This window comes from Candidatus Nitrospira neomarina (assembly GCF_032051675.1).
Taxonomy (GTDB): Bacteria; Nitrospirota; Nitrospiria; order Nitrospirales; family UBA8639; genus Nitrospira_E; species Nitrospira_E neomarina.
This window is the reverse complement of record NZ_CP116968.1, coordinates 762,031-779,678: the sequence shown is the minus strand read 5'-3', so window position 1 is coordinate 779,678 and position 17,648 is coordinate 762,031. Positions and strand designations below refer to the sequence as shown.

18 protein-coding genes are annotated in these 17,648 nt (G+C 49.3%); all 18 read right to left on the bottom strand.

Features of this window, described 5'->3' with window-relative positions; genetic code table 11:
• Window positions 1-50 precede the first annotated feature (50 nt).
• Window positions 51-1,043, bottom strand: a complete 993-nt coding sequence (locus PQG83_RS03530) for an NAD-dependent epimerase/dehydratase family protein (RefSeq protein WP_312746823.1) — start codon at window positions 1,041-1,043, stop codon at window positions 51-53.
• Window positions 1,036-1,521 carry a dTDP-4-dehydrorhamnose 3,5-epimerase gene (gene rfbC / locus PQG83_RS03525; RefSeq protein WP_312746821.1) on the bottom strand — a complete coding sequence of 162 codons (486 nt, stop codon included), beginning with the start codon at window positions 1,519-1,521 and terminating at the stop codon, window positions 1,036-1,038. The genes PQG83_RS03530 and rfbC overlap by 8 nt, the downstream gene beginning before the upstream one ends.
• 31 nt (window positions 1,522-1,552) lie before the next feature.
• Complete coding sequence (locus tag PQG83_RS03520; RefSeq protein WP_312746819.1) at window positions 1,553-2,581, bottom strand: NAD-dependent epimerase/dehydratase family protein; 1,029 nt, start codon at window positions 2,579-2,581, stop codon at window positions 1,553-1,555.
• A 29-nt stretch (window positions 2,582-2,610) separates the two neighbouring features.
• Window positions 2,611-3,372, bottom strand: coding sequence for a hypothetical protein (locus tag PQG83_RS03515; RefSeq protein WP_312746817.1), 762 nt, complete (start codon window positions 3,370-3,372; stop codon window positions 2,611-2,613).
• Window positions 3,372-4,343, bottom strand: a complete 972-nt coding sequence (locus PQG83_RS03510; RefSeq protein WP_312746816.1) for a class I SAM-dependent methyltransferase — start codon at window positions 4,341-4,343, stop codon at window positions 3,372-3,374. Before PQG83_RS03510 ends, PQG83_RS03515 begins: the two co-directional genes overlap by 1 nt.
• A gap of 18 nt (window positions 4,344-4,361) precedes the next feature.
• Window positions 4,362-5,477 carry an aldo/keto reductase gene (locus tag PQG83_RS03505; protein ID WP_312746815.1) on the bottom strand — a complete coding sequence of 372 codons (1,116 nt, stop codon included), beginning with the start codon at window positions 5,475-5,477 and terminating at the stop codon, window positions 4,362-4,364.
• A 15-nt stretch (window positions 5,478-5,492) separates the two neighbouring features.
• Window positions 5,493-5,960 carry a hypothetical protein gene (locus PQG83_RS03500; protein WP_312746814.1) on the bottom strand — a complete coding sequence of 156 codons (468 nt, stop codon included), beginning with the start codon at window positions 5,958-5,960 and terminating at the stop codon, window positions 5,493-5,495.
• Window positions 5,932-6,939 (bottom strand): NAD-dependent epimerase/dehydratase family protein, encoded by a 1,008-nt coding sequence (locus tag PQG83_RS03495; RefSeq protein WP_312746813.1) that lies wholly within the window; start codon window positions 6,937-6,939, stop codon window positions 5,932-5,934. Before PQG83_RS03495 ends, PQG83_RS03500 begins: the two co-directional genes overlap by 29 nt.
• A gap of 35 nt (window positions 6,940-6,974) precedes the next feature.
• Window positions 6,975-7,919, bottom strand: coding sequence for a transketolase family protein (locus tag PQG83_RS03490; RefSeq protein WP_312746812.1), 945 nt, complete (start codon window positions 7,917-7,919; stop codon window positions 6,975-6,977).
• Entirely contained in the window at window positions 7,909-8,775 is an 867-nt protein-coding gene (locus PQG83_RS03485; protein ID WP_312746811.1) for a transketolase, read from the bottom strand. Before PQG83_RS03485 ends, PQG83_RS03490 begins: the two co-directional genes overlap by 11 nt.
• A gap of 1 nt (window position 8,776) precedes the next feature.
• Entirely contained in the window at window positions 8,777-9,337 is a 561-nt protein-coding gene (locus PQG83_RS03480; protein ID WP_312746810.1) for an NUDIX hydrolase, read from the bottom strand.
• 13 nt (window positions 9,338-9,350) lie between these two features.
• Window positions 9,351-10,472, bottom strand: coding sequence for a GHMP family kinase ATP-binding protein (locus PQG83_RS03475; RefSeq protein WP_312746809.1), 1,122 nt, complete (start codon window positions 10,470-10,472; stop codon window positions 9,351-9,353).
• Window positions 10,469-11,446 (bottom strand): GDP-mannose 4,6-dehydratase, encoded by a 978-nt coding sequence (locus PQG83_RS03470; protein WP_312746808.1) that lies wholly within the window; start codon window positions 11,444-11,446, stop codon window positions 10,469-10,471. The genes PQG83_RS03475 and PQG83_RS03470 overlap by 4 nt, the downstream gene beginning before the upstream one ends.
• 38 nt (window positions 11,447-11,484) lie before the next feature.
• Window positions 11,485-12,621 (bottom strand): alpha-ketoacid dehydrogenase subunit beta, encoded by a 1,137-nt coding sequence (locus PQG83_RS03465; protein ID WP_312746807.1) that lies wholly within the window; start codon window positions 12,619-12,621, stop codon window positions 11,485-11,487.
• Window positions 12,611-13,540 (bottom strand): thiamine pyrophosphate-dependent dehydrogenase E1 component subunit alpha, encoded by a 930-nt coding sequence (locus tag PQG83_RS03460; RefSeq protein ID WP_312746806.1) that lies wholly within the window; start codon window positions 13,538-13,540, stop codon window positions 12,611-12,613. The genes PQG83_RS03465 and PQG83_RS03460 overlap by 11 nt, the downstream gene beginning before the upstream one ends.
• Before the next feature lie 841 nt (window positions 13,541-14,381).
• Window positions 14,382-14,627: a carbon storage regulator CsrA gene (csrA, locus tag PQG83_RS03455; protein ID WP_312746805.1), complete on the bottom strand. Its 246-nt coding sequence runs from the start codon at window positions 14,625-14,627 to the stop codon at window positions 14,382-14,384.
• Between the two features lie 105 nt (window positions 14,628-14,732).
• A complete protein-coding gene (gene fliW, locus PQG83_RS03450) occupies window positions 14,733-15,209 on the bottom strand; it encodes a flagellar assembly protein FliW (protein ID WP_312746804.1) in 477 nt (158 codons plus the stop codon).
• Between the two features lie 76 nt (window positions 15,210-15,285).
• Complete coding sequence (locus tag PQG83_RS03445) at window positions 15,286-17,646, bottom strand: ATP-binding response regulator (protein WP_312746803.1); 2,361 nt, start codon at window positions 17,644-17,646, stop codon at window positions 15,286-15,288.
• Between the last annotated feature and the right edge of the window lie 2 nt (window positions 17,647-17,648).

Here is a 17,648-nt window from a genome sequence, read left to right as displayed (position 1 = left end):
TTTCCCTGAGACTTGCCAAATTATATCTGGCTTTACAAGGACCGCTTGTTCTAAACCGCGTGGGCGGTTCTTAGCAGTTCTTTTGCCCCGTGGTTTTCCCGATACCAGGCGATGGTTTTCTTTAAACCCGTAACAAGGCCGGTCTGAGCGGTAAAATTGAGAAGGACTTTGGCTTGACCCACATCAATCAAACGGATTGGAATCATAGATGGTTTCGTTGGATTCACGACCACCTGAGCACTCTGGAACCCATCAACCTCCAAAAGGGTATTCAACACATCCCGAACTCGACACCCTTTTCCATATCCAATATTCACTGGGTCGAACCGATCTAGCCTAGCCATTGCTAACATCACGGCGTCAATGAAATCATCTACAAAAATTAAGTCTCGAACATCTTCACCTGTTCCCCACACCTCTAGAGGATCGTGACGCTCAATCACTTTGCGGATAAGTGCCGCGGTCACATGGGAACGCTCAAAATCAAATTTGTCATATGGCCCATAGACATTAGATGGCCTCACGACCACCGTGCTCATCGGATCCTTAATTTTTTCGGAATAAATACGGCACAGCACCTCCCCATACCGTTTCATCCATCCCACACTGTAATAAGCCTCATACGGATCCCCCGCAAACATTTCCTCCTCAGAGATGGCCCGCTCCCCACTGGGTGGATAGGCGGCGCTACTACTGATAAAGAGAAACTTCTTTACCTTTGCCTGATAGGAAGCTTCCAACATCTGGGCGTTCATCACCACATTCGGCGTCACGTGCGCTAATGGCTGAGTCGCCATGACTGCCGCTCCTGAGGTATTCGCTGCACACATGAAGACATAGTCCATGCCCTCTACGACCCGACGACACTCTTCCATATTCGTTAAATCGGCTTTGACATATTCCAAATCCTGGTGCTCGAATTGCGGCCTACGTGTATGCAATGTGCCACGTACATAGCTCCCCTCTTCCACCAAACGCTTAGCCATGTTGGTTCCCAGAAATCCTCCCGCTCCTGTCACTAATACTTTACTACCCTTAAACATGAGTCACTCCTTCATCCCGTTGGGAAACAATCGGCTGTTTAACCGGCCACCAGATTCCCAAAGTTGGATCATTCCAAGGTACCGTAAATTGCCCTTCCCGGTTATAATTGGTCGTTTGCTTATAGTGAAAGATCGCTTGCTCAGACAGCACCAGATGGGCGTTTCCGAACTTCGGTGGAATCAAGACTTGGCATCGATTGCCATCTGATAGCGTAAACGATTCCCACTGTTGAAACTGTGGAGAGGTGGGATCCCAATTGACGACGACCAAATAAAACCTCCCCCATAAACATGACACCAGCTTCCAGGTCTCTTGGTCTCCATGGATGCCTCGTAGCACATACCTGCCAGACACGGAGATATCGTCCTGCACGAATGGCATATCAATTCCAGCTTGCCGGTACAGGGCCTCGTTAAACGTTTCAACGTAGGTTCCCCGAAAATCTTCAAAAATCGTCGGTGGGGTAACCAATCTCACGCCTTCCAGGCGGCAGGGAGAGATCTGTAACTTATGAGGCGGCGAAGTAATTTTGCCGTTGAAGATATTCATCATGATGCTCCAGATACCAATCCCATGTATGCTGTAACCCCTCCTGAAGACTCACTTGTGGGTCGTACCCGAGAAGCTTCCTGGCCAAAGAAATATCCATCACACGCCGGGGAAACCCGGCGGGTTTCGTATGATCAAATTGGGCCCGGAACGGCACAACCGATTGAAGAGCTTCTACTAATTCTTTGATGGTATAGCCGATACCACTGCCTAGATTCACGTACCGCCCACCCGTTCCATAGTACAAAGCAAGAATCACTCCATCAGCCACATCACCACTAAAGGCAAAATCCCGAATGGCGGTGCCATCTCCCCAAATCACGACCGGATCTTCTTTTGAAAATATGCGTCGCATGAGGGTGGGAATGACCATGGCATTGTCCGGATCGAAATTATCTCCTGGTCCATACACATTGCAGGGACGCACCACGGCATAGTGCGTCAGACCGTACTGTATTTGGTAAGCACGAACTTGCAATTCAGCCATTCGTTTGGCCCATCCAGGGAACATATCCATTGGTGGCCCTTCATCTTCTCCTTCCTGTTCCTTGAAAATTTCGGCACTCGGGTATGCTCCAATAGATGAGGTATAGACCACCCGATGAACCTTATTCAGACGACAGGCCTCCAACATATTGGTATTCATCATCAACAACGGGACGAAAAAACTTGCCGGCTTGGATTTCGTGACTTCAATGGAACCCTTGATTCCCGCCACATGAAAAACACAATCCATGCCCTTCACCGTACGTTTACAAAATTCAAAATCACACAAATCGCCTTTCACATACTCCACCGTATCTTCAACCTGGATCTCATCAAGGGACACACTTCGAACGGAGGCGCCAGCCTCGATCAACCGACTCACAATTTTCCGTCCGATCAAGCCGCTTCCCCCGGTCACGACAATATTTTTCCCATAAAAGAACTGCATAATGGAATCAGGTATCATGCCTTTTCCTAATTGTTCAGTTATTGTTTGAGGCACGGACTCTCTCCTTAGTGCGTGATAGCCCCTTATTCCAGCACTACATACGACACTCGAGAGGCAAAGGGAAACCGCTGAATCTTTAAATGGTTCAATCCAAAGACCTCCATCAAGGCGAGGGTCTCTCCCGGGGAATCAGGATCATTCAATTCATCAAACCCCAGAATAGTGCCCTTGGTCATTCGGGGACGAAGTAGCTCAAGACACTTGACCGTCGGTTGGTACAAATCTAAATCAAAATAGGCCATAGCCACGATGGTTTCCGGGCATCTGGCCAGATATCGAGGCAACTCCTCCACCACATCTCCGACGCACAGTTCATGTTTTTTAATATGGTTTAACGGATTAAGTGTCTCGTGAAGACTGAGCAGCTCTTGAAGGCTTTCTGCATAGTGTGGAGAGACGGCCAATTGGCCATTCACCATCATATTGGACTTTCCATCCTTTTCATGGATAGATGGGAATCCGGAAAACGTATCAAAGCCGACAATTTTTCGATGCCGGTTAAAGGGTTCATAGATCCCTCGCAATGCGGAAAATAAGGCAAGATTTTGCCCCCACCGTACTCCAAACTCCATGACGACACCTTGAACGGCAATGATCTGACGGTACAAGAAGTCCATGAATAACAGGCGAGCCAAATGCTTGGATTCTAGAAATAGTCCAAGATTCGATAGCAATTGGTCCGGGGGAATCGGATTTTGAAAGAGCAAATTCCCCATCTGTTGCCGAGCCGCTTGCTCACTCGAATTCGCATAAGTTTTAATCTGTAATTGCTCCGCGTTCACCATCACATCTTCTCCTCTACCGGCTTCCAGATCACCATAGAATAGCCATCATGGTATAGTGAGCCAAAAGTTCGGATTGTTCCAAGAATTTCCACCCGGCCCTCCTGCTCAAAAGTCTTCAAAGTTCCGAGTAATCCTTGCAAATACTTTCTTTTCTCCAGATACTTAGCTGCGACGTAATCAAACAGGACGTTCTGATCGTAGAGCTCATACAGGGTTTCCACGTGTATGCAAATAGAAGGGCGTTGCCTAAGAAGATAGTTCACGAAAGCATGGTACTGACAGCCCAATTGCTCCATGGCGCCAACGGTGAACACCCCGCTCCGAGGATACAGATCAAACGATTCATCAGGTTCCAACATGTTAAATTCCCGACCAACGACATTAAATCCATGCTTTTCTCTCAACAGGAGAAGAATCGCTTGAGAGGATTGGGACCAATCCAACCCATACAAGGGACGGCCTGGAAACATGAAAGCTGCATCGACTAAATTATGGCCGGTTCCACAACCAAACTCGTAAATATGGTCAACGTCATGAAACCATTTTTTAAACATCCAGTGGCGTAGAATTTCGACAAAACTGGTTTCGAAATGAGAGGAAACCGGTCGGACATACTCACCCTTTAATCGGATGATTTCCTGGGGTCTCACAAATTTTGGGATTAATGCAGCTAAATCATATCCTGTGCGTTGGAAATCCATCAGATTCTCTGCCCATCCATCTTCCCAACGCTGCTTACGATGCTTCCCTGCGACTTCCAGATCCTGGTCAAGGGTATTCAACACTCGAAGCAAAACCTGATCACGGGAAGCCCCCTGTAAAACGTCATAACGCAAATCATGATGTCCTACCAATTCCTGACATTCCTGAAAGAGCGTTCCGGGCGCCTCCCCAAATAGGGCTTCAAAATCTTCTTGATGAAGGATCCCATGGTGCTTGTGATTCTGCGTGAGTGGAAGAGTGGCAATCATAAATTCCTCACAAGGCTATCAGGAGAAATCTTCCACCAGCGCGGGTAGGGGCTTTTCGAAACCGTGGGCAATGACCCATGCCCAATACCGGATTCGGCCTTCCAAGAGCTCAAACCGGTCATGGGAAGAACTAGCCGGGCGAAGACGAACCGGTTTCAAAAAATCCCCTGCCGAAATTTGTTGGGCCAATTCTTGCGGACTAGGTACGCAATTCATGGCATTTTTAAGAGCGTCTTCGAGGGTTCGATAGACCGAACGTCCTGAGTCATCAGCGACTTGTATGGATCTAGGAGGAATCTTTAGAAAATGTCCGGTACATTGTCCTTCAAGATATCGGGCATCCTCGTCTTTTAGATTAAAATTTATACTTTCCGCGTTTTCCTTCATTCGTTGACAATTCGTGGTATTCGGAATCACCACAACTGGGCGATGCCCAATTAACCACCTCAAAACAATTTGAGCTGGAGTTTTATGGTATTTATTCGCTATCTCCTGAAGAACAGCATACTGCTTCCGATTTGCTACAAAACGTCCACAATGAAGAGGACTATAGGCGATAATGCTGATTCCAACTCGTTCCCCATATTGGAGGAATTCCCGTTCAATACTTCGATCGAACAAGTTATATTCGACCTGAACAGAAGCCAGAAGGTTTGGAGTTAATCGGTGATGTATCTCTAAAGTGTCATTGAATGAAAAATTGCAAATTCCCACATTTCGGACCAAACCCTCCTGTACCGTTTTCTCCAAACCCACCAGTGTATCCGAGATGGGGATTTGAGGATTGGGCCAGTGGATTTGGAGAAGGTCAATCCGGTCTGTTTGCAAACGCCTGAGACTCTCCTGAACCGAGGATTTAATGCCTTTTGAAGATAAGTTCTCAGGAGAGACCTTTGTCGCCAGCACCGCACGATTCCGAATCCCCTTCAAGGCCTTACCAATTACCGCTTCAGACTCTCCATCACCATACACAGGCGCCGTATCAATAAAAGTTAATCCCATATCAATTCCGGCCCGGATCGTGGATTCAAGTTGCCGATGTGCTTCCCGGTTTGTCAGGGAATGATGAATCCCGGTCCCTTGACCGATAGCGGAAATTTCTATGTCAGATTGGCCTAATTTTTTTAAAAGCATCGTGCAAGCCTATGGTTATAGCTGGATATTCCAATCTTTTAAATCATCCACCGAGACATTACTCGCCGGACACACTCTGGTTCCCGATTTCACCCCGGCTAAAAGAAGATTTTTCATCTGATTTCTGATGCCATTTAATTGATGAGCCCGTTTCAACCACTGATCGTATCGTTTGGGTTCGGCCATCATGCCTTCTTTACACATCCAGATTTCATAATTGATTTGGGCAAGCACAATGATGATCCGGACGTTCCGCCCTGACAATTTGATCTGATGTCGATCAGCCCATCCATCAATATCATGTTCCAAATCAGCGATTTCGATTCTGACCGCTGTCCGAATCGATTCATGGAACGCTTCCTTCAGTTGATCTACGGTTAAACGATCAACCAGATCTCCCAACCCGGGTACAAATCGAGGCTTGGAAAGTCCTTCGGTTTTCCGCTTCCTGTTTTTAGGCGCTAAGAAGGTTTTTCCGCTCATGGGCGAGTTCCCGATTTTCTCTATACCAGTGAATAGTTTGACGAATCCCTTCTCTGAGAGAGATTTTTGGATGGAATCCAATGGTGACTTCCGCCCGTTCCATCGATAACAACCGGACAGGGTCACCGGACGGTTTTGAGGGATCCCACTCAATTTCAGTGGAGACCCGACTTTCAGCCACAATGGTTTCAGCTAATTGTCTGATAGTGGTCGGAACGCCACTACCCAAATTAATAGGAAAACATGGCGGAGCATGCTCCATTCCCTGCAAAAATCCCTCAACTACATCTTCGACAAAAATAAAATCTCGTATGGCAGATCCATCTCCCCAAATACGAACGGGAGACTCTCCATCCATTACTCTCCGAATGAGAGCCGGAATCACCTGTCCCGTAGCTGGATTAAAGTCATCAAGCGGACCATACACATTTGAGGGCCGGACCACTCGGACCGCCTCCCAATTATATTCGTGCAGGTAGGTTTCGGCTTCAAGTTCGCCGATCCGTTTCGCAATTCCGGCGTACCGGTCATTTTGTTTTGGAAGACCATTCCAGACGTTGTCCTCCACATGAATTGTCGCTGGTGGATAGGCGCAAATACTGCTCACAAAAAGATACCGGGAGACTCCTTCTCGAAATGCGGCTTCTAATAGATTGGATTGGTATCGAAGCATGGGCACAAAATAACTGGCTGCTCGTTTCACCCCTATACCGACGGACCCTTTGATTCCAACCAAATTAAAAACATAATCCTGTCCTTTCACAGCTTTTTCGCATGTGTCATAACAAGTCAGATCGCCCCTAAAGAAGGCAACTGAAGGGCCTAATACGGCTCTCGCATAACCTTCCTGCTCCAGGGACACCACGGTCACCTGAGCCCCCAGTTCCAACAAGGCTCGAACAAGGGGAATACCGATCATCCCCGTGCCTCCAGAAACCAGAACCCGTTTTCCGAAATAAAAGGAGGAACTCGGCTTCACTATGAATATCCTTACTTCAATCGATAGAAGAAAAATCAGACCGTCGTGGGTAACAGGGCCATTTGCCGAAACGTGTTTTTCAGGCTTTCCTTTTCCAAGCCATATTGCCCATAGGCCCAGGTTCGACTCGCGGAACCAAACAACATTTCATCACCCAGCGAAAGCCCGCAGAAAGGAATAGCGTGGCCCCGCTCACTTAACAGTCTCCCAACCAAACTTCCAATCCCTCCGGTCCGACCATGTTCCTCCACCGTCACAATGGCTTGAGCGCTTCGACACGCTTCCCAGAGTCTGGCCTCGTTGCAAGGATTCATTCGATATAAATCCACAAGAGCGACTTCGATACCTTCTTCCAGCAATTCTCTTGCCGCTTCTCGCACCCTGGCAACCATGATTCCGTTGGTCACCACACAAAGGGATTCCCCCTGTTGAATCGTTTCCAGTCCTAAACTGAAATCATGTTCATTGGGGGCATATATCGGTTCATAGGGGTCCTTATCGATCCGGATATAGGCGGGCGTTCCACTCTGGTAGGCCTGCTCTACCATGGCCTTGATGGCTACGCCATCTGCAGGCAGATAAATGGTCATGCCTGATAGTGTTTGGAGGAGAGCACAGTCATGTGTCGCATGATGGGTGGGTCCATCCATCCCGTATGACAAGCCGGGCCCCATTCCCAGAAGGATGACCGGAACCTTTAAGGCACACACATCCAATTTCAACTGTTCATAACACCGCGTCGTGATATGAGAGGCAATTCCATAGACAAAAACCACATACCCGGAAAGTGCCATTCCGGCCGCCACACTCATCATATTTTGCTCACTAATTCCCACATTTAAAACTTGCCGAGGATACAATTCTTGAATCTGGCTTAATCCCATGGCTCCCATATCATTGGTGAGGACAATTGTGCGGGGGTTTTTGGCCACAATCTGTAAAACACTCTCAAAGACCGCATCACGAAAATCATGCACCATGAGCCAACTCCATCGTGACCGCGGAACCGAAAGAGGAAATTGTACCCATCAATTGCCGAATGGCCTCTTCCACTTCCTCACCCTTCGGAATCCTGTGATGCCAATCGACTGAGGCCTCCATAAATGACACCCCTTTTCCCTTCACCGTTTGAGCCAAAATCATTAGAGGCTTCAGCGAACTTCTTTGACGAAAACCTTCCAAGACCTTATTTATTTCTTGAAATGAATGCCCATTGATGGATACCACCTCCCATCCAAAAGCCTTCCATTTGCTGACGAAGGGCTCCAATGCTACATTTTTTTCGGTATAGTTGGTTGCACCTAACCCATTCCGATCAATGATCGCCACCAGATTATGGAGTTGGTGATGGCTCGCAAACATCGCCGCTTCCCATACCGATCCCTCCTGACATTCCCCATCCCCCATGACCGTCACAACTTTCCAAGGGTATGAATGAAGTTTAGCTCCCAAGGCCAATCCAGCACTCAGGCCTAACCCATGCCCAAGTGACCCCGAAATCCCCTCCACTCCCGGAATTTGGGTATCGGGGTGACCGGCCAGGAGACTTCCCGGTCCGCAAAAATTGTCTAACTCGGTTTTGGGGAAAAACCCCAAATCGGCCAACATCGCATACAAGGTCAAACATCCATGCCCCTTACTCAGAATGAATCGATCCCTGTTTTCCCATTTTGGATCATGGGGCCGAAGGTTCAGGTGTCCCCCATAAAACAACGCCACACCAATTTCCACCCAGGAAAATGCTGGGGGAACATGACCTTTCCCGGCTTTTAACGCGGCCCTGAGAATATGAAGTCTCAGCTCTGCGGCTTTGTTTTCAAGGGCCTGAACGTTCATGTCATACCACCAAACGCGAACCGAATTGCCACTCCACAAGGCTGAAAAGGGATAACGCAGGAATATGCTCAAAATCTCCGGATGTCACCAGGGCTTTAAACTCCGGGGGTGAAACCAGAAGCACGTCTTGGTCCGCAACTTCGGGAGTTTGGGAAAGCACCTCGCAATCTTGAGCCATGAATAAAAAATCTCTCGCACTGTACCGATTCATCATGATATGTCCGCTCCCTAACAGACGAAGGGTTCCGGCTCGATATCGCGTTTCTTCAAGTAGTTCCCGCGCCGCGGCCTCTTCGGGAGACTCACCGTCCTCAATACTCCCAGCAGGAAATTCAATGGTGTTCCTGCGCAACGCCTGTCGAAATTGACGCACCAGAATAATCTCTTCCTTTTTGGTCATGGCTAACACTAAGACACCATTTGAGCTTTCAATACGATAAAACGGTTGACGGTCCAATTCAGAAAAGTCATCCCATGCTTCTTCATGTACCCGAAACCACGGACACCCGAATACCTCCCTGGTCATACCCATTTGTGGCGGAACGGAAGTTAGTGACGGCATGTGGTCATGCCCCTCAGGATCGATGTCCAACAAGAATTTTATCTTTTGCTTTTTTAGGGGTCTTGAGAGAGGGAAGCCGCCTTCTTTCCATTTCCTTATGGGCCCCTTCTCCCTCGGAAGAATATCCGCCGGATACCCTTCTATCAGGCCCATCGTAGTAAATTATGCTGCTTCCTGATTGTGAGAAAGAAAACGGCACACAAATATAGGGATGCATCGCTGAAAGAAAATGTGCCTGCTTGGAAATCGGAACATAAAACAACATGAATCCACTGCCTCCTGCCCCGGAAAGCTTTCCACCAATCGCCCCATTGCCCAGGGCTTTTTGATAAATTTCATCAATTGTGGAATTGGAAACCTCATGGGAAAGTGCCCGCTTCAGCATCCAGCTTTCATGAAGCAATTTCCCGAACTCCTCCAACGAACTCGTTCCACTCAAAATACCCAACCCTCTGTCCACCATTACACGCATGGTTTTCAGTTCGGCAGACCTGAGGGAAAAGTTTTCGGTGACACTTTTTGCAATGTCTGAACCTAAGCGACTGGTGCCGGTATACAGTAGTACGAGATTTTGCTCCAGTTCAGCCAATCGCCCCAATGATAAGGTGAGCGGTTCGACTTGAATCTGGCCGTCTCGTAGAAAACGAATAACATTAAATCCGCCGAAGGCGGCGGCGACTTGATCCTGGGAGCCAACTGTTTCTTTTAAGATATCTTGCTCTAACGTGAACGCCTGGCGAGCCAGATCCATTTTCCCCAACATCTCCCCTTTCAACCCGGTGAGCGCTTTCACCAGACCAACCGAAAATGAAGAGCTGGATCCAATGCCTGAACGGGCCGGCAGATCACCCTGATGCTGAATTTCCACCCCCTGAGAATCATCAAAACCTAAAAATCGCAGGCCTTCTCGAACGGCAGGATGGAGAATCTCTCCAATAGTCGATACCGTTTCAATATGCGACCAGACAATCCGGTGTTTAATATTGAAAAATGGAGGAAGGTATCGACAACTCACATAGCAGTACTTGTCAATTGTGGTGGAAAGAACAGCGCCCTCTTCCCGAAGATACCATTGAGGATAGTCCGTGCCTCCTCCGAAAAACGACAACCGATAGGGAGTCCGAGAGATAATCACGCAGCTTTGCTCCTCTTGTGGTAACGCCTTCGATAAAAATCCAGAATACCTTGTAAGGTTTCTTCAAAGGGGATGCGTGGTTCCCACCCGGTCGCCGCTTTGAACTTCGACGTATCGGGAATCTGCAGGGTGACATCCGACGGTCGCAACAATGCAGGATCCACCACATGCTCAATGCGACAGGTGGCCATGCCTTTGAGAATCTCGAGCATGTCCCGCAGTGTCATCGTACGGTTTCCTCCGATATTATAAACTTCCCCGGCCGGACACTTTTCCATCAACACCCAGTAAGCTCTGACGGCATCGCGGACATCTGCAAAAGTCCGAATACTGTCCAAATTTCCGACGCGGATCGGATTTTTCCGGAGCCCATATTCCACCTCGACGATTTGCTTGGCATAGGCACTTTCTGCAAAGACATCCCCTCGCCGTGGGCCGGTATGGGTAAACATCCTGGTACGGACGGTTCGAATGCCATAGGACAAAAAATATTGAAAGGCAATCATGTCTTCCCCGACTTTTGACACCGCATACGGGCTGGCCGGCCTAAAGGGATTCGCCTCAGTGATCGGGACTTCATCTGCCAACACCTGTCCGTAGACTTCAGATGAACTGCAGACATGCACCTTGGCATCGACTCCGGTAATGCGGAGCGCGTCGAGCAAATTGGTCGTCCCCAGCACATTGGTGGACAGCGTGTCGACCGGCGCGTCAAAACTTGTCGTGACAAAGGATTGTGCCGCCAAATGAAAGATCCAATCGGGTTGGATTTTTTTGATCACCACAATGAGGGAATTCAAGTCCCGAAGATCACCATAATGCAGGGCAATGCGATCTTTGATGGCCACAAGATGATCAAGAGGTGTTCGCCATCGAATGAGTCCATGAAGGTCCACGTCCGGGTGATCCGCAAGGATATACTCCGCTAAGTGACTGCCCACCATTCCTGAAATTCCCGTAATGAGCACTTTCATCTTCGCATTCCTTTGATGAGGTGATCCGACAATCCTGCTTAAAAAGGGCCTTTGAACCGTTTATACACATCTGCCATCGATTGGGTATCGGGCAAGGGCAACCCATGGCTCTTCTTCCCGGTGACGAGGACAGCCAACGCATCCACTAATTGGCGCAAATCGGGATAAAAAAGATCTTCCAAACACTTGGCCGTAGGACAGGGAGCGGGCTGCATTCCCAAGGTCACCACCGGTGCCTTCAAACATCCGGGATTGCGTTCGGCGACCACACGGCACACCTCCGCGCATACGCCATATTCCCGCCAACTCGTATCCGCCACGACCAACCGTCCCGTTTTTTCAACACTGTGCATGACCAAATCCCAGTCAGGACTGGACACGCAATGCAAATCAATGACCTCGCATTGAATATCGGACACCAGGGCCAAGTGTTCTGCTGCTCTCATGGCTTCCAACACCATGATGGAGGTGGCCACAATGGTGACCTCCTCACCTGGCCGCACTAACCGGGACCCAAAGGGCTCGGTCTCCTGTCGCGTGGATGGAGACGCCACATAAAATTGCAGATCGTACATCAACCGGTGCTCGAATGAGATGACGGGACCCCGGTAGCGGTCAATCACCGCGGGATAGGTGTCGAGAATCGATTGCGAACTCGAGGGCATCACAATCTGCAACCCGGGGATATGTGCAAAAAGAGATTGGAGGCTTTGTGAATGTTGCGCACCTTGCCCCCAACTTCGTCCCACGATCATGCGAATCAACATGGGCACGTCAAACCGGCCACCGAACATATATTTGTATTTGGCAGCTAAATTAATGATCTGATTCATGGCTAACAGGGAAAAATCGGCACGAATATGGGTCTGAATCGGATACAGCCCGTTTAACGCGGCCCCAATGGCTACCCCTGTCATGCCTTCTTCGGCAAGCGGCGTATCCATCACTCGATCCGGCCCAAACGCTTGACTCAATCCGGTGGTGGAACCAAAAATCCCTTTGTGATCATCCACCCCCTGGCCCAGGATAAGAACGGCATCATGCCGCTGTAAGGCGTCATGCATGGTCCAATGCAGCGCGTCCCGATAGCTCATGATCTCCGTGCCTTCCTTGGCACGAAGAGCCGACGCGGCCTGACCGTTCACACGGGATGTGACCGCCGCATTACACAACATCGCGAAGTAATTCCTCCACGGAGGGAAATGGACTGCTCATGGCGAAATGTACCGCTTCGTCTATTTCATTCAGGATAGCTGGGCGAAACGTTTCGACTAGGTCCCCATAGTGTTCGAGAGGGTCCTGTCGTTTCCAAGCCAACCACTCTTCAGGTTGGCGATAGCCACACATGAAGTCTTCGCCAGGCCCGACATGCTCTTTGTACCGATAAGTCCGAATCTCCACAAATACCGGTTCTCGGTTTAACCGAACACGTCGAATAATGTCCGACATCGTGTCCGCCACCTTCACAAAATCATATCCCTCGGCAATGTGGTACACCGGAAGACCATATGATCGTGCATGGTCAAGAATATCGTACCCCTGTCTGGATTTTTGTGATGAATGCACGGCTAATCCGTTATTCTCACATAGAAATATCACGGGTAAGCGGTGAAGAACCGCGAAGTTCAATGATTCGTGATAGACGCCTTCTTCCGTGGCTCCGTCTCCGAACACACCAACCACCACCTGATCATGGCCTAACCGTTTCGCCGCCAGAGCCGCTCCCACGGCATGAGGAATTGTACTGGCCACCACAGCCGAGGCACCCATCAACCCTACCTCGGGTGCCGCTAAATGCATCGAACCGGCCTTTCCTCGCGCACACCCGGTAACTTTGCCATACAGTTCGGCAAACATTTCCGCCAAACTTCCCCCTTTAGCCAGATAAAAAGCATGGCTACGATAGGTACAAAAGACCAGATCTGTTTTTTTCAAATCCCGACATGCCCCTACAGCAACAGCCTCCTGTCCAATCGATAAATGCACCGGACTTTGAATACCATCGCTAGGATATAATTCAATGATCCGTTCTTCCACCAGGCGTATACGAAGAGCCTGAAAGAACAATTCACAAAATTTTTGAGAATTTTCCATTTTCTTTGCGACTATATCTCTGCCTCGATCACCGGTTTCAGAACATGCCTCACAGACCGTGAAGAGCTTCACGACTTCTTTATACGATGTAAAGAAGTTCAAGTTTTATGCCATGCAGTTCAAGTTACAACAGCCGGGATCCAGCTCCCAATGCTGGCAAATTCCAGGTCAATCGAAAAACCTTTACCTACTAGGAATTCATTGCTGACAAACTCGGAATTTTTTGCCTAGCAAGAGAAACGCTAATTAACTGCAGGACTGAAGAAACCGGTGAGACCACATTGAGGCATGGCCTTTATGGCACTATGGAATAAAACCGAATATGGCCTACTCGTGCGTCGATGATCCTCAATCTTCTTTCAATCAAGGCCTAAGGAGAACCCCTCCCCGTACTGGGCTGCCGGTGGATTAGCACAATCTCCAAGACTGAGAGAGTTTTTCCCTCCTTGGGCGATGAAATCCGTGAAGATCTTTCTGGGGTAGGACGGGCAGCATCTCAGTTTCGAGGATACGCAAGCGCCTCAGGGGAAATGGTCCCGCCTGAAAGACGGCCGCAAATCACGTTTTCGCGAAGCCCCAATAGCACATGCGCTGCAGGCGATGCGAATAGATTCGCTCATCGGGCGCCCGCAGATGGGTATCTCAATAACCACGGTCTCGGTTGAGGATGATATTCCCCGGGATGCCCCCCCTCTTAACCGAGCCCACTGAAGCACCGGTTTTGCCGGTCCCTGCCACAATGGCAGGATGTATATGTTTAGGCGGAGCTCAGAATGAACTGGATTGACCCAATGAGGAATCGCCACACATGACGAAGAACACAAGCCTGATCTAATTCGGTTTATTCGGTAGGTTTAACCGGCGGCTTTTTCGGTCTGGGGAGGTGAGCCAAATGCTTCGGATCCGAGGATACAGCATTCAGATTTTCCTGACGGACGGCTTCATATAATTCTTCACGAAGTACACGGACATGCGACGGACATTCAATTCCGAGTCGCACTTGCCCTCCTTTAATTTGGACCAGGACAATGCGAATGTCATCCCCTAAACGAATGGCTTCATCAATTTTTCTGGTAAGTATGAGCATGGTGCCTTCCTTGGCTTTGAGGTAAAATTCACGGGTAAAAAATTCCTGCCATTATACACGCACTAAGCCGGTTGGCCCTGTTCCCCGATGGTGTGTGTGCATCCCTTACACCGATGCGGCCTCTCTCGCCGCCCCGGAGTAAGTTTGGCCCTGAATAGAATCTTGAAATAATGGATAACGCAAGGGGATTGATTCATGGAGAATCAGTTGTTTCCCCTGTCTTGTTCGTTCATTCACGACAAGAGGGGCACGAAGATTCGCCGTGGCCTGATCGGGCTGATCAGAGGGAATCGTGACGACGGCCATGATGGAAATGGAATCGGTCGGAGTCATGCCGAGTTCCGCCAGTCCTTCTTCGGATAGGTTGGTGCGAAAATCCGGCTGCAAAAGATGCACGTCCATAATCACCAAAGCTAAGCTTGGTTCATCCACGGACTGAAACCACCGATAATCGGCATCCTCTGGGGGGTCGAGCACCACATACCGTCGGAAAGCTGGGAACCCTACGAGGCCAAAGGGAAAGGTTAAAAGCGTGTCATCGGACACATCCAGCATACCGAAGCGACTAGTCTGAATTTTCATGTTGGTCTGTTCTCCAAATAGGGGTTGTCATCTTCATGCTGAAGTGAGCGTGCCCATGAGTTCCCTCTCGAAAAATCTATGCTTGGCACGTTCTCCCCGTACCACAGGGTTCGACCCGGTTGTCATTTGTCAGAACAACCTGACAGGCATGAGCCAATTCGTCGACATCATACGGTTTTTGAATAAACCCGATCACACCTTGATTCAATAAATCTTGTACAGCATGGTTCCGGTCATAACCCGTGCAGAGAATGACCCTGAGATCTGGTCGAATCCTTCGCAATTCTTCAAAACATGCCGCCCCGGACATTACCGGCATCACCATATCCAACAGCACAACATCTACAGGAGTTGTCGGGTCCTGGCAGATGGCGACGGCGTCCTTCCCATTCAACACTACTGTCACCTGATAGCCGAGAAATTCCAGTATGGCCTGAGCAGCTTCTCCCACATCCTTCTCATCATCCACCACTAAAATATGACCGGTCCCGTGAGAAGGCTCTGTCTTCTGAGTCGATCTGGTCATGAGAGTCGCACACGGTGCATCCGGAAGATAGACACGCATGGTCGTTCCACACCCAGGGGAACTCGTCACCCCGATATAGCCGTAATGATTTTTGACGATACCATACACCATCGCCAATCCCATTCCCGTTCCCTGCCCCTGCTCTTTGGTGGTAAAAAATGGCTCAAAAATATGTCGTTGCGTCTCTAATGACATTCCCGTCCCGGTATCCGTAACCCGAATCACCACATAATCACCTGCGCACAATCCCGGGACACGTGAGGCATATTCGGGTGTGACCGTTTCATTCGAAGTCTGTATAAGCAATTCCCCACGTTCTCCCATGGCATCACAGGCATTGACACTTAAATTCATGAGAATCTGATAGAGTTGGTTAGGATCCCCCACCACATGAGGCCTCATTGCCGACAGATCCGCGCGAAATGTGATCATTTTATGGATTGTCCTCCCGAGCAGATTCATTACTTCCTGAATCACTTCATGGGTATCCACCGTGACATGATGATGTTTGCCCTGCCTGGCATACCCAAGGAGCTGGGAAGTCAATTCCTTTCCACGACGAACGGCTTTCTCGATGACATCACCCGCTGCCCACAAGGGGGTGTCAGCTTTATCCTGTATCTTCAACAAACTTGCATGGGCCATAATGGCCGTTAATGTATTATTCATGTCGTGGGCAACCCCTGAGGCCAGTCGACCGATGGCTTCCATTTTTTGAACCTGCCGCAACTGATGTTCAAGGGCAGATTTCTCTTCCTCCATGTGCTTTCTTGCCGTCAAATCGCGGGCAATGAAAAGAGTTTGGCGTTGGCCTTGAAATTGAACTGTTCGTTCCATCATCTCAACGGGAAGATTGCTGCCGTTTTTTTGACGAAGAAACGTTTCCTCCCATCTCCGGCCCCCACGGGCAGGGTTTGGCGCCGTAGGACTGGATTCCGCGTCAGCTGACTCAGGTTTGATTACTGAAAACGCTTTCCCCATCAGGACCGGGGGGCGATATCCTAATTGTTGTGCTCCGAGAGAATTCACGTGGGTGATCATTCCGCGATGATCATAAATCACCAATATATCCGGGAGCGTTTCGAACAGCTCCCTAAATTGAGCTTCAGATTCGCGTAAATCATCAGTGCGGATGTCCAGTAAATGTTCCACTCGAGAGAATGCGCGTTCCCACCGCCCTTTTTCACACAAAGAGATGATATTGAATGGATCGCAGGCTTTTGGTAGATACGCATCTACATGGATCGCCTCAGGAAGGGATCTTTCTGCCATAGATTCGTTCCCAAGGAGTATACACATGGCCTGAGGAAATTGGCCTTTGCACCAGATCCCGAACTCATCGCTTGTCGCATCCGGCAGGGGATCGTCAATGAGGATAATATCCGGATCCACAAGATTCACCGCCACCTGAACCTGCTTGCCCGCTTCCCATTCCACCACACGCCACCCCCGTTCAACAAAGAGGTGATGAATCCCTTGAATAGCCGAATGGTCAGCCGAAACCATCCAGATCTGTGGACGCAGGGGACTTGGAGGACTTTCCACCAGCTGTCGTACCTGCTGACGAAAGCGTTGCGGATCCGTCGGGAGGGCAAGAAAGGCGGAGGCCCCAAGATCCTTTAAAATGTCTTGAGCATCGATTCCGGTATACGTGGCGGAAACGGCAAGGACAGACGGCACCGCCTGTGTGGACCCGAAGAACGAATGCAATAATTCACAGAACCGCCATCCGCTAATTCCCGGCATATGAAGATCAAGAACAATGACATCCGGCACATTACCTTCTTGGAGCCACTGCCAGGCCTCTTCGGAACAGACAAAACGATGGACCGCAAAGTAATCCTTCTCAAGCCAACTCGCTAGAAGATGGAGTTGGACCGGATCATCATTAATCACAAGAATGGAAGCCATAA

Coding starts and splice junctions, on each gene's coding strand:
- PQG83_RS03530 (WP_312746823.1), bottom strand. CDS start 1,043: ATGTTTAAGGGTAGTAAAGTATTAGTGACAGGAGCGGGAGGATTTCTG.
- PQG83_RS03515 (WP_312746817.1), bottom strand. CDS start 3,372: ATGGTGAACGCGGAGCAATTACAGATTAAAACTTATGCGAATTCGAGT.
- PQG83_RS03510 (WP_312746816.1), bottom strand. CDS start 4,343: ATGATTGCCACTCTTCCACTCACGCAGAATCACAAGCACCATGGGATC.
- PQG83_RS03505 (WP_312746815.1), bottom strand. CDS start 5,477: ATGCTTTTAAAAAAATTAGGCCAATCTGACATAGAAATTTCCGCTATC.
- PQG83_RS03500 (WP_312746814.1), bottom strand. CDS start 5,960: ATGAGCGGAAAAACCTTCTTAGCGCCTAAAAACAGGAAGCGGAAAACC.
- PQG83_RS03490 (WP_312746812.1), bottom strand. CDS start 7,919: ATGGTGCATGATTTTCGTGATGCGGTCTTTGAGAGTGTTTTACAGATT.
- PQG83_RS03485 (WP_312746811.1), bottom strand. CDS start 8,775: ATGAACGTTCAGGCCCTTGAAAACAAAGCCGCAGAGCTGAGACTTCAT.
- PQG83_RS03480 (WP_312746810.1), bottom strand. CDS start 9,337: ATGCCGTCACTAACTTCCGTTCCGCCACAAATGGGTATGACCAGGGAG.
- PQG83_RS03470 (WP_312746808.1), bottom strand. CDS start 11,446: ATGAAAGTGCTCATTACGGGAATTTCAGGAATGGTGGGCAGTCACTTA.
- PQG83_RS03465 (WP_312746807.1), bottom strand. CDS start 12,621: ATGTTGTGTAATGCGGCGGTCACATCCCGTGTGAACGGTCAGGCCGCG.
- PQG83_RS03460 (WP_312746806.1), bottom strand. CDS start 13,540: ATGGAAAATTCTCAAAAATTTTGTGAATTGTTCTTTCAGGCTCTTCGT.
- csrA (WP_312746805.1), bottom strand. CDS start 14,627: ATGCTCATACTTACCAGAAAAATTGATGAAGCCATTCGTTTAGGGGAT.
- fliW (WP_312746804.1), bottom strand. CDS start 15,209: ATGAAAATTCAGACTAGTCGCTTCGGTATGCTGGATGTGTCCGATGAC.
- PQG83_RS03445 (WP_312746803.1), bottom strand. CDS start 17,646: ATGGCTTCCATTCTTGTGATTAATGATGATCCGGTCCAACTCCATCTT.